13 protein-coding genes are annotated in these 11,809 nt (G+C 65.3%); 9 read left to right on the top strand and 4 right to left on the bottom strand.

The window, feature by feature from the left end:
- Positions 1-18: 18 nt before the first annotated feature.
- A complete protein-coding gene (locus B2W55_RS04125; protein WP_244442208.1) occupies positions 19-303 on the top strand; it encodes a septal ring lytic transglycosylase RlpA family protein in 285 nt (94 codons plus the stop codon).
- Positions 304-323: 20 nt separating this feature from the next.
- On the opposite strand, the gene B2W55_RS04120 is transcribed toward B2W55_RS04125, so the two are convergent.
- From B2W55_RS04120 to B2W55_RS04110, 3 genes are all read right to left on the bottom strand, one after another.
- Positions 324-2,792, bottom strand: a complete 2,469-nt coding sequence (locus B2W55_RS04120) for a PAS domain-containing hybrid sensor histidine kinase/response regulator (protein WP_029879113.1) — start codon at positions 2,790-2,792, stop codon at positions 324-326.
- Between the two features lie 101 nt (positions 2,793-2,893).
- Positions 2,894-3,655 carry a thermonuclease family protein gene (locus B2W55_RS04115; RefSeq protein WP_024581270.1) on the bottom strand — a complete coding sequence of 254 codons (762 nt, stop codon included), beginning with the start codon at positions 3,653-3,655 and terminating at the stop codon, positions 2,894-2,896.
- A 4-nt stretch (positions 3,656-3,659) separates the two neighbouring features.
- On the bottom strand, positions 3,660-3,866 hold the full coding sequence (locus tag B2W55_RS04110; RefSeq protein ID WP_145987274.1) for a hypothetical protein: 207 nt from the start codon (positions 3,864-3,866) through the stop codon (positions 3,660-3,662).
- 132 nt (positions 3,867-3,998) lie between these two features.
- Here B2W55_RS04110 and B2W55_RS04105 point away from each other — a divergent pair, with 132 nt between their 5' ends.
- The 8 genes from B2W55_RS04105 (at position 3,999) to B2W55_RS04070 (ending at position 10,951) form a co-directional block, all read left to right on the top strand.
- Positions 3,999-4,205, top strand: a complete 207-nt coding sequence (locus B2W55_RS04105; RefSeq protein WP_024581271.1) for a hypothetical protein — start codon at positions 3,999-4,001, stop codon at positions 4,203-4,205.
- A 180-nt stretch (positions 4,206-4,385) separates the two neighbouring features.
- A complete protein-coding gene (locus B2W55_RS04100) occupies positions 4,386-6,401 on the top strand; it encodes an acetyl-CoA carboxylase biotin carboxylase subunit (protein WP_024581272.1) in 2,016 nt (671 codons plus the stop codon).
- Positions 6,402-6,512: 111 nt separating this feature from the next.
- On the top strand, positions 6,513-7,379 hold the full coding sequence (locus B2W55_RS04095) for an isocitrate lyase/PEP mutase family protein (protein ID WP_024581273.1): 867 nt from the start codon (positions 6,513-6,515) through the stop codon (positions 7,377-7,379).
- A complete protein-coding gene (locus tag B2W55_RS04090; protein WP_024581274.1) occupies positions 7,376-7,675 on the top strand; it encodes an acylphosphatase in 300 nt (99 codons plus the stop codon). Before B2W55_RS04095 ends, B2W55_RS04090 begins: the two co-directional genes overlap by 4 nt.
- Positions 7,676-7,774: 99 nt before the next feature.
- Positions 7,775-8,332: a GbsR/MarR family transcriptional regulator gene (locus B2W55_RS04085; protein ID WP_024581275.1), complete on the top strand. Its 558-nt coding sequence runs from the start codon at positions 7,775-7,777 to the stop codon at positions 8,330-8,332.
- A 26-nt stretch (positions 8,333-8,358) separates the two neighbouring features.
- The gene (locus tag B2W55_RS04080; protein ID WP_024581276.1) at positions 8,359-9,024 is read left to right on the top strand and encodes a DUF4166 domain-containing protein; all 666 of its coding nucleotides are present in this window, start codon (positions 8,359-8,361) and stop codon (positions 9,022-9,024) included.
- Positions 9,021-10,457: a TIGR01777 family oxidoreductase gene (locus B2W55_RS04075; RefSeq protein WP_024581277.1), complete on the top strand. Its 1,437-nt coding sequence runs from the start codon at positions 9,021-9,023 to the stop codon at positions 10,455-10,457. The genes B2W55_RS04080 and B2W55_RS04075 overlap by 4 nt, the downstream gene beginning before the upstream one ends.
- 11 nt (positions 10,458-10,468) lie before the next feature.
- Entirely contained in the window at positions 10,469-10,951 is a 483-nt protein-coding gene (locus B2W55_RS04070; protein ID WP_024581278.1) for a hypothetical protein, read from the top strand.
- A gap of 74 nt (positions 10,952-11,025) precedes the next feature.
- Here the strand turns inward: B2W55_RS04070 and lipB are convergent, their stop codons facing one another.
- On the bottom strand, positions 11,026-11,754 hold the full coding sequence (lipB, locus tag B2W55_RS04065) for a lipoyl(octanoyl) transferase LipB (protein ID WP_024581279.1): 729 nt from the start codon (positions 11,752-11,754) through the stop codon (positions 11,026-11,028).
- Between the last annotated feature and the right edge of the window lie 55 nt (positions 11,755-11,809).

Here is an 11,809-nt window from a genome sequence, read left to right as displayed (position 1 = left end):
CGATCAATGAAAACCGCAATGATGTCCGCGGCCATGCTGCTGTTTGCGTCATGCATGGCAAGCGCGGAAAGTGGCCTTGCGTCCTATTATCGTGGCATCGGCAAGAGTGGCGAGATGACTTGCGCGCACCGCAAGCGGCCATTCGGCAGCATGGTCACGGTGTCCTATCGCGGCAAATCGATCCGCTGTCGCGTCAATGACCGCGGCCCGTTCGTCCGCGGACGGATCATCGACGTCTCGACCACGGCGGCCCGCGCGCTCGGCATCCTTCAGCTCGGCGTTGCGCATGTTGAGATCGAGTAGGGCGTAGCCGGCGCCCGTGGTCAGGACTTGGCCGCGGTCGTCCGCTGCTCGGCGATCGCCTTGCGGAGCGTGCGCGACAGCGCCTCGACCGAATAGGGCTTCTGGATCAGTTCGAAGCCGCTGTGTGCGTTCTCGGCGAGCACGTTGCTGTAGCCGCTGGTCAGCACCACCGGCAGGCCGGGAAAGCGGTCGCGGATCACGCCGGCGAGTTCGACCCCGTTCATGCCCGGCATGATCACATCCGAGAACACGAGGTCGGCGGCGAACTCGTTCTCGGAGAGGATCGAGAGTGCCGCGTTGGCATTTGCCGCGCGCTTGACCGAATAGCCGAGGTCCTCGAGCAGTTCGGTGGAGAACTGGCCGACATCGTCGTTGTCTTCCACCACGAGGACGCGATAGCCGCGGCCGATCGAGGCCTGCTCGATGCCTGCGCTGGCGGCGACCTTGGTGTCGGCCGGGCGCATCGCCTGCGGCAGATAGATGGTGAAGGTCGCGCCGTGCCCGGGCGTGCTGGTGACCTCGATGTCGCCGTCGGATTGCTTGACGAAGCCGAATGCCTGGCTCAAGCCGAGGCCGGTTCCCTTGCCGACCTCCTTGGTCGTGAAGAACGGCTCGAAGATCGCATCGAGATTTTCCGGCGAGATGCCGGTGCCGGTATCCTGGATCGAGACCGTGACGAAATCGCCGCTGCGCGAGGCCTGGGCGCGCAGGGCAGGGATGTTCCTGACCTTCCTGACGCCGATCGTCAGCAGGCCCTCGCCGTTCATGGCGTCGCGCCCGTTGACCGCAAGGTTGATCAGCGCGGTCTCGAACTGGCCGATATCGGCGATCGCGAAACAGTCGGGATCCTCGATCCGGACCTCGATGTGAATCCGTCCACCGACCAGTGGGCGGATCAGCTGCGCGACGCTGTCGACCTGCGACCCGACATTGAACACTTCCGGTTTGAGCGGTTGCCTGCGCGCGAATGCCAGCAGTTGCGCGGTGAGCTTGGAGGCGCGCTCAACGGTCTCCGAGATCGCGTCGATGTAGCGGCGGCGCCGTTCATCCGGCAACTCGCGGCGGCGCAGGAAGTCGGTCGCCGAGCGAATGATCGTGAGCAGGTTGTTGAAATCATGCGCGACGCCGCCGGTGAGCTGGCCGACCGCTTCCATCTTCTGCGATTGCCGCAAGGCTTCCTCGCCGCGGCGCCGTTCGGTGATGTCGACGGCCTCCGGCACCGCACCGACGATCGTTCCATGTTGGTCCCGCAGCGGCCGCATCTCGAAGTCGAAATGACGGTCACCGATCGGTAGCCGCAGCGGCAGTTCGGACTTGACGTCCTCGCCGCGCATTGCCGTGGTGAAGGCATTCCTGATCGTTTCCGGCGCGCCTTCGGTCGCGCTGAACCAGGGCGTCTCCCAAAACGGCTTGCCGACGACATCGGCGGCGCCGGCGCGAATGCCGGCCAATGCGGTGCGGTTGGCGTAGAGCAATTCGCCGTCCTGGTTGAGCAGCCCCTGATGTTGATGGCTGGTCTCCAGGATCGCGCGCATCTGCGCCTCGCTGGACTCGAGCTGCGCGGTGCGTTCTGTGATACGCCGCTCCAGCGACTCGTTGAGCTTGCGCAGCTCGATCTCGGCCTGCTTGGCGGCGGTGATGTCGTGGGCGACGCCGATGAAGCCGATATGCCTGCCGTTCGGATCCCAGCGCGGCTGCGACTCCGAGCGTAGCCAGCGCCAGTCGCCGGCGGCGTTTCGATAGCGGGCCTCGAGCACGAATGGCTTCAGCGACAGCTCGCCGGTGATCTGCTCTTGCAGGATCTTGGGCAGATCGTCCGGATGCAGCGCCTTGCGCCAGTCGAACACGATCGCTTCCTCGAACGGCAGTCCGAGGAAATCGAGATAGGCCTGGTTGGCGAAGGAGCGGGTGCGATCGAGCTTGGTCACCCAGATCGGGACCGGCGCGCTGTCGGCGATCAGGCGGAAGCGCTCCTCGCTCTCGCGCAGGGTTTCCTGCGCCAGCATCTGGTCGGTGACGTCGAGATCGGCGCCGACCAGCCGCAGCGCGCGGCCGCTGCGGTCGCGCTCGATCTTGGCGACGACGCGGATCCAGCGGTTCTCGCCATCGTTCGGCCGGACGATGCGGTACTCCGCCGTGTAGTCCTCGCCGCCGGATTTGAGCACGCCGAACAGGTGGCGGATGGTGCGTTCGCGATCGTCGGGATGGATGCGCGCGACCCAGTTCTCGTAGGTCTCGTTGACCTCTTCCGGCGGCAGGCCGTGTACCAGCAGATATTCGGGAGAGCGGCGGTTGCGCACGCCGTCGCGGAAATCGATCTCGAGCCCGCCGACCCGGGCGATGCGCTGAATTCGCGCCAGCTCCGCCTCGCGCTCGAGCAGCTCGCGATGGGCCCGGTCGCGCTCGCGTGCGATCTCCTCAAGGTGCTGCCGCAGCCGTTCGGCTGCCGCCGCTTCAGGGAGCACATCAGAGGGATCGGAAGGGGTCATACGCGCCGGCAACCTCTTGGCGCAGTGTCACACAGGACGAGGCGGCTTTGCCAGCCTGATTTGCGGCGATCTCTGCTCTTCACTCGCTCGTCACTTGTGCTTCATTTGCCCTTCGGTGGACGGCAATTATAGGCCCGGCGGAACCCGGCGGCCTGCGCATCCTCCTCGGAGCAGAACCAGCGATCCGGATTGCCGAGGCCCGGGTAACTGCGGCAGGCCTGCAAATGATAGATGCCGACATTGCCGGTGACGCGGGCACGCACCGCGTACTTGCCCTTGATGTTGCAGCTTGCCGGCATCGGCAGGTCGGCGGGAAACAGCGCGTCGCGGATCTGCGTGTCGCGATCGGCCGGGCAGGCGGTGCCGAGCAGGGTGCCATCCTTCTTGCCGAGACGAAAATCGCGCGGCGCCACGAAGCAGCCCTTCCAGAGTCCCACGCGATTGTCCCTGGCGGTGGCTTCATCCGGCTTGAATCGGCCAGTGGCCGAGCTCTCGACATTGAGGGCGTAACCCTTCTGGATCATGACCTGGCTGAGGCTGGTCGGGTCGCCCTCGAGCTTGCAGACGCCGAGCCGGCGCTTCTTGAAGCTGGGATCGACGCCGATATCGTCGCAGTGAACCTGCTTGCCGCCGATCAGTCTCGTCAGCTGGTCGCGCGCTTCGATCCCGCAGGTCCAGACGTCGGCATGCTCGTCGATGCAGAGTTGGTCGACCGCCGGCGCGTCGATGCCGTCGAGCCGATAGGTGGTGTTGCCGAGCTGAACGGTGCCGGCGTCCTTGACGATCGCCGTGGCCGAGAAACCAGGGCTCGCCGACAGGCATGTCAGGAGAAGGGTCGTGATGACCGGATGACGAAACCGCATGTTCTCACTTCGGATCTTTGGCGGGCAGCCGGACTTCTAGCACATGCAGGTACGATCCAACCAAGGACTGTTCGCGAGAAGAGACAGATGCGTGCGCACCGTCACAGCCTGACAGGTGTTCCGCGACGTAGAACGGCCAGATGCCTCCATGGAAGGGATGCACATGGCCGAGTTCATCATCAACATCCTCGCCGACAATCGTCACCGACATCTGGACCCTGCAATGCCTCGCGCGTTGGCGGAAGAAGAAGACGCCCCAGGAGGCAGCGTCCGATCAAAGATCCGATTGACTCGATAGGAACAAAATAGGAACATGATGTATCAACTGAATCCCGGATACTTTATGATGTCTGCACGGCCCGAATCTGACGACGATAACGGGCTGGAAGGCGCTGTCGATCAGGCCATTTCCGCCTGCGGCGGGGACTTGCGCGCTACCATCCGGGCGCTGATCGTGGCCAATGAATTCCTGGAGAACGAGGTCAGCGAGCTGATGAAAGCCGTGGCCAAGGCCTATTCGCGCGGCCGGTTCAAGACCTATTCGGGCTGAGATACTCCTCAGGCTACCGCCGCGGACCGGCGAAGCACCGGGCAGGTCCTGCATTAGACCGTTGCCTCCGGGGCAATTTGCTGTACCAACGGAGTGGTTACGCCCAATCGCCCGTGCCAGATTGCGCGGGGAGGAATCCTGCCAACAGCCCAAGTCCTAAAAAGCCCAAGCAAGAAGAGCATGTTCAAACGAATTCTGATCGCCAACCGCGGCGAGATCGCCTGCCGGGTCATTAAGACTGCGCGCCGTATGGGGATTGAGACGGTCGCCGTCTACTCCGAGGCCGACCGCGACGCGCTGCATGTCGAGATGGCCGACGAGGCCGTGCTGATCGGTCCGCCGGCTGCGGCCGAGAGCTATCTGTTGATCGACAAGATCGTCGAGGCCTGCCGCAAGACCGGCGCGCAGGCGGTGCATCCCGGCTACGGCTTCCTGTCCGAGCGCGAGGCGTTTCCGCGCGCGCTGGAGGCCGCCGGCATCGTCTTCATCGGTCCGAACCCCGGCGCGATCGCCGCGATGGGCGACAAGATCGAGTCCAAGAAGGCGGCTGCGAAGGCCAAGGTCTCGACCGTGCCCGGTCATCTCGGCGTGATCGAGGACGACAAGCACGCGGTCCAGATCGCCGACGAGATCGGCTATCCCGTGATGATCAAGGCCTCTGCCGGCGGCGGTGGCAAGGGCATGCGCATCGCGCATTCGAAGGGAGAGGTCGCTGAAGGCTTCAACCTCGCCAAGGCCGAGGCGAAGGCGTCGTTCGGCGACGATCGCGTGTTCATCGAGAAATTCATCGTCGATCCCAGGCACATCGAGATCCAGATCCTCGGCGACAAGCATGGCAACGTGATCTATCTCGGCGAGCGCGAATGTTCGATCCAGCGCCGCAACCAGAAGGTCATCGAGGAGGCGCCGTCGCCGCTGCTCGACGAGACCACCCGCCGCAAGATGGGCGAGCAGGCCGTCGCGCTGGCCAAGGCCGTGAACTACGATTCGGCCGGCACCGTGGAGTTCGTCGCTGGCCAGGACAAGAGCTTCTACTTCCTGGAGATGAACACCCGCCTGCAGGTCGAGCATCCCGTCACCGAACTGATCACCGGCATCGACCTCGTCGAGCAGATGATCCGCGTCGCCGCCGGCGAGAAGCTCGCGCTCGCGCAGAAGGACGTCACCTTGACCGGCTGGGCGGTGGAGTCCCGCGTCTATGCCGAGGATCCGTTCCGCAACTTCCTGCCGTCGATCGGCCGTCTTGTGAAGTATCGCCCGCCGGCCGAAGCCAGCCGTGACGGGATCACCGTTCGCAACGACACCGGCGTGCAGGAAGGCGGCGAGATCTCGATCTATTACGACCCGATGATCGCCAAGCTCGTCACTCACGCCCCGTCGCGCGCTGCCGCGATCGAGGCGCAGGCGACCGCGCTCGACGCCTTCTATGTCGACGGCATCAGGCACAACATCCCGTTCCTGTCGGCGTTGATGAATCATCCGCGCTGGCGCGAGGGGCGGCTCTCGACCGGCTTCATCGCTGAGGAATTCCCCAAGGGATTTTCGGCGCGCGCGCCCGAGGGCGAGATCGCTCGGCGGCTTGCGGCAGTCGGCGCCGCGATCGATCATGTGCTGGGCGAACGCAAGCGGCAGATTTCCGGCCAGATGGGCGGCCGCGTGGTGCAGCGCGAGCGCCGCCGCGCGGTGTGGCTCGATCGCGCCGAGATTGCGCTCGACGTCGCACGCGAGGACGACGCCATCGCAGTGCGCTTCATCGGTGCCGACGGGCTGCCTGGCAATCCGCACAATCTGGCGTCGAGCTGGGCGCCGGGCGAGCCGGTCTGGCAGGGCACCATCGACGGCAATTTCGTCGCCGTGCAGGTGCGGGCGATCAACAACGGCTTCCGCCTCGCGCATCAGGGTTTCGAGGTGCCGGTCTATGTCTTCACCGAGACCGAGGCGACCTCGGCGCGGCTGATGCCGGTGACCTCGGCGGCCGACACCGGCAAGAAGCTGCTGTGTCCGATGCCGGGTCTCGTGGTCTCGATCGCGGTGACCGAGGGCCAGGAGGTCAAGGCCGGCGAGACGCTCGCGGTGGTCGAAGCCATGAAGATGCAGAACGTGCTGCGCGCCGAGCGCGACGGCACGGTGAAGAAGATCCACGCCACCGCCGGCGCCACACTCGCGGTCGACGCGCTGATCCTGGAGTTCGCATAGATTCATCATTGCGAGCGCAGCGAAGCAATCCATCTGACCGCGCAAGCGTATGTGAGAGATGGATTGCTTCGTCGCTTCGCTCCTCGCAATGACGTCGAGGGAGACAACACCATGGCCTTCCGCAAACGCCGCGAAGCTCTGCGATCCATCCTCAACGGATCGAGCTGCATTCGGCCGGGCTCGGTTTATGATGCGACCTCGATCCGGATCGCGGAAGATCTCGGCTTCGAGCTCGGCATGTTCGGCGGCTCGGTGGCCTCGCTCGCCGTGCTCGGCGATCCCGACATTGCACTGATCACGCTGACCGAGTTCGCCGAGCAGATCCGCCGGATGTCGCGTGCATCGACGCTGCCGGTGCTGGTCGATGCCGACCATGGCTACGGCAATGCGCTCAACGTTCGCCGCACGGTCCAGGAAGTGGAGGCCGCCGGTGCCGCCGGCCTCACCATCGAGGACACGCTGCTGCCGCAGGCGTTCGGCGAGGCCAAGACGCAGCTGATCTCGTGCGAGGAGGGCGTCGGCAAGATGAAGGCCGCGCTCGACGGCCGCAGCGATCCGTCGCTCGTCATCCTGGGCCGGACCGGCGCCGCCTCGATCACCAATCTCGACGACGCGATCGCGCGCGCGAAGGCCTATCAGGCGGTCGGCGTCGACGGCTTGTTCTTCACCGGCATCAAATCCCGTGGCGAATTGGAGGCGCTGTCGGCCGCGACGACGCTGCCGATCGTGCTCGGCGGCGCGCCGGAGGAGATGACCGCGCCGGACTATCTGGCGAGCCAGCGCGTCAGGATCGCACTACAGGGCCATGCGCCGTTCGCTGCCGCGACCCAGGCCGTCTACGAGACGTTGAAGGCGCTGCGCGAAGGCACTTCGCCGAAGAACCTCAAGGGTATCGCATCGTCCGAACTGACCGGTCGCGTGATGCGCGAGGCCGAGACCAGGGCGCGCAGCGGCGAGTTCCTCGGCCTGAAGAAGTGAGCGGTGTGATCCGCCACGTCACGATCACCGGACGCGTCCAGGGCGTCGGCTATCGCGCCTGGGTTCACGAACATGCGAACGCGCGCAGCCTCGAAGGCTGGGTCCGCAACCGCCGCGATGGCAGCGTCGAGGCGGTGTTCGCCGGTCCCGACGGCGTCGTCGCCGACATGATTACGGCATGCGGCCGCGGCCCGATCTCGGCGCGCGTCGACCGCGTGCGGGAAGATGCCGGCACGTCCGATCTGTTGAATCTGCGCGGGGCGGGTGAGCGGTTCGCCTTCCTGCCGACGGTCTGACCTGCCACAACGCCATCCATCTCACCGTCGACGACGTTCGCGGCCGAACGGCCTTTGGCGGCTCTTGACTTCCAGTCCGAATAATCTGATATTTCTGTCATGACAGAAATAACAGCTAAGAAGAAACTTCCTGCCGTCGTCGAACGCTTCATCCTGCATTGGGGCGACATGGGCGACGAATGGGGGGTCAACCGCTCGGTCAGCCAGATCCACGGGCTGCTCTATCTCGCCGAGGCGCCGATGACGGCGGAGGACATCGCCGACACGCTCGGCATGGCGCGCTCCAACGTCTCCAATTCGATCAAGGAGCTGTTGTCCTGGGGCCTGATCCGGCGGGTACCGATCCTCGGCGACCGTCGCGACCACTTCGAGGCCGAGACCGACATCTGGGAGGTCGCGGCGAAGATCGCGGCCCGGCGCAAGGAGCGCGAGATCGATCCCGCGCTCGCCGCGCTGCGCGCCTGCGTCTCCGACGCTGCCGACGATCCCACCATCAGTCCGCTCGCCAGCAAGCGGCTGAAGGAGATGCTGACATTCACCGAGCTGGTCGACCGCTGGTACTCGCAGATGCTGAACGTGCCGCGGCCGCGTCTGGTCGCGCTGATCAAGCTCGGCGAGAAGATCGTGAGTTTCCTGCCCACAGGCAGAGCCAAATAGGGGCCACGGCGTAACGGGAGTGTGCGATGGCGTCAGCGAGGATACCCACCTTAAAGACAGCGCCGGCTTCCGATACCAAACTGCTCGATGACCGTCGCTTCCGCGCCTTGCTGTCGGACGAGGATTGGGGCCGGCTGCCGGTTGCGATCTGGCGGCGGTTCTCGACGCGCGTCGAGGACGGCAACACCGTCGTCTATGTCGGCGAAGTCGAGGAGGCCTCGAGCAGTCGCGCCGGCTGGTGGCTGGCGCAGGTTGCACGGCTGATCGGCGGACCGCTTCCGACCGGCAACGAGACGCGCGTGCCGATGATCGTCACGGTCACCGAGAACGCTGCGAGCGGCGGCCAGATCTGGACCCGCATCTGCGCCCGCCGCGACGGCTTCCCGCAGGTGATTCATTCCGCCAAGCGCTTCGCCGGTCCGACCGGGCTCGAGGAGTATGTCGGCTTCGGCGTCAGCATGGCGCTTGGGATCGCGGTCGAGCACGAGGCGCTGGTGTTTCGTAGCGTCGGCTATTCGCTGCAACTCGGTCCGTTCCGGCTGGCGCTGCCCGAATGGCTCACGCCCGGCGACCTCACGGTGACTCATTCCGATCTCGGCTGCGGCGACTTCCGCTTCACGCTGGAGATCATCCACCCGCGTTTGGGCCGGCTGCTGCGGCAGTCCGCCGTGTTCAGGGAGGCCTCGTCATGACACCGCTGCTATGGACCCTGGTCGCGATCCAGATCGCGATGGGCGCGTTTGACACCTTCTATCACCACGAGTTCACCGAGCGGCTGGCGTGGCGTCCGTCGCAGCGTCGTGAGCTGCAACTGCACAGCCTGCGCAACATGCTCTATGCGCTGCTGTTCCTGGTGCTCGGCTGGCTCGAGGTGCACGGCGTTCTCGCGATTGCCGTGCTGGTCGTGCTGGTCGTCGAGATCGTCATCACCCTGCTGGATTTCGTCGAGGAGGATCTAAGCCGCAAGCTGCCGCCGAGCGAGCGGATCAATCACACGCTGCTGGCGATCAATTATGGCGCCATCCTCGTGCTGCTGGTGCCGGTGCTGATCGGCTGGGCCATGCAGCCCACCGCCGTCGTGCCGGCCTATGCCGGTGCCCTGAGTCTGTTTGCGACCGCCGCGGCGGTCGGTGCGGCACTGTTCGGTGCGCGCGACTTTGCCGCGTCGCGACGCCTTGGGCGGATGGCAAGCCGGCCGGCCGCGATGCTGGTCGAGAAATTGCCGGTGCGGCAGACCGTGCTGGTCACCGGCGCGACCGGCTTCATCGGTAGCCGCCTGGTCGCGAGCCTTGCCGCATCGGGCCATCAGGTGATCGCGCTGATCCGCAACCCGGCCAAGGCCGAGATGCTGGCGCCGCCGGTGACGCTGATCACCAGCCTCGACGAGTTGCCCGCCAGCTCGACGATCGACGCCATCGTCAATCTGGCCGGCGAGCCGATCGGCAACGGCTTGTGGACCGAGGCCAAGCGGCGCAAGATCATCGCCTCGCGTGTCGACATGACCGCTGATGTCGTCAAGTTGATCGCGCGCCTCGAACGCAAGCCGCAGGTCTTGGTCAGCGGCTCGGCGATCGGCTGGTATGGGCTCTGGCAGGACCAGGTGCTGACCGAGTCGGCGAAATCCCACGCCTGCTTCAGTCACGAGCTCTGCGAGGCCTGGGAGAATGCGGCCGGAACCGCCGCCGATCACGGTGTGCGCGTGGCTTATTTGCGGATCGGTCTCGTGGTCGGCACCGATGGCGGCTTCATCACGCGGATGCTGACGCCGTTCGAGTTCGGTCTCGGCGGCCCGCTCGGCTCGGGCAGGCAGTGGATGTCGTGGATCGAGCGCGACGATCTGGTGCGCCTGATCGCCCATGTGATTGCGAAGCCCGAGCTCTCCGGTCCGATCAACGCGACGGCGCCGATCCCGGTGACCAACACGAAATTCACCGAGGAGCTCGGACGCCGCTTGCACAGGCCCGCGATCTTCCGCGTGCCTGCCGCGCTGCTACGCACCATCGGTGGCGACTTCGCCGACGAACTCCTGCTCGGCGGCCAGCGCGTGCTGCCGAACAAGGCGCTTAGCAATGGGTTCGTGTTCCGGCACGAGACGCTGCGCAGCGCGTTCGAGGCGATTTTGTAGAGGAGAGCGGGATGTCCAGCGTCTGTTCCCGGGCATTCGGAGGGTGGCTTGCCGCGTGTGGGGCCGCGACGGCGGTTACCTCCGGCTTCGAGATGATCGTCCTTGTGATCGGGGTAAGCCGAAGTCCGCCGTCGCCAATTTTTCTAACCGGTTCGATAGTTCCGCTTCTCGTGCTCATCGACTTTATCTTCATCTGCTTGTTGTCAGCGATTCCATCAGCCATCGTCATCTGCTTGAGTGAAAAATTCCGGGTGCGCTCAGTCGTTTTCTTCGGCTGCGCAGGTGCGGTGATTGGAGCTGTTTGCGTTGGCTTCTTCGATCGGGTCACCGCAGCATGTGCGCGGGGGCAGGGTGGCCCGATCGATCAGCCATTCGCGATATGGACATCGGGCGCTGCAGGAGTGTTCGTTGTGGCCGGACTTGCCGCGGGTGTGACGTATTGGTTCATCGCCGCAAAGGCCTCGCTTCGGAGCATCGCCTCTGAGCCGGTATGACTCGTTTGACCGAGCGCTTCGGATAGGCCGCGGAACGTGACGTCGCCGGTCTTGTCGAAAAAGCGGAGCAAGTCCTACGCAGTCGCTTCCGGCAGGCGCGCCGCGATATCTCCAAACACCTCGGAAAACGCCTGCCGGAGCGCGATGTCGACATCGGCCATCGTGACCGGCAGCCCGAGATCGATCAGTGAGGTGACGCCATAGCGCGGATCGACCACGCCGCAGGGCACGATCGCCTGGAAGTGCGACAGCTCAGGCTCGACATTGATGGCGATGCCGTGGAACGAGACCCAGCGGCGCAATCGCACGCCGATCGCGGCGATCTTGTCCTCGCAGCCTGGGCCCTTGTCGGGGCGTTTCACCCAGACGCCTACGCGGTCCTCGCGGCGCTCGCCGCGGACGTTGAAGGCGGCCAGGGTGCGGATGATCCATTCCTCCAGCGAGGCGACGTAGGCGCGCACGTCCGGCCGACGCCGCTTGAGGTCGAGCATGACGTAAGCCACGCGCTGGCCCGGACCGTGATACGTGACCTGGCCGCCGCGGCCGCTCTGGAAGGTCGGAAAGCGCGGGTCGAGCAGGTCGTCGGCCTTACCGTTGGTGCCGGAGGTGTAGAGCGGCGGGTGCTCCAGCAGCCAAACCAGCTCCGGTGCCTCGCCCGCAGCGATGGCGGCGACCCGTGCATCCATCGCGGCGAGAGAATCCGGGTAGGGCACCGCCTGGTCCGAAATCCGCCATTCGACCGCGCCGCCGCCCGCAGGGCGTGCAAACGTCGTCAGATCGAGGCTTTGGCGGTCGTTAACCATTAGCTAACCCTAACGTGGTCAGGTGAACCCACAATTTAGTTCCCGTTCGGCGGTT

Origin of the sequence: Bradyrhizobium sp. UBA2491 (assembly GCF_002341725.1) — a bacterium.
Lineage (GTDB): Bacteria > Pseudomonadota > Alphaproteobacteria > Rhizobiales > Xanthobacteraceae > Bradyrhizobium.
The sequence above is the reverse complement of the archived record's forward strand: the minus strand, read 5'-3'. Positions and strand labels throughout refer to the sequence as shown.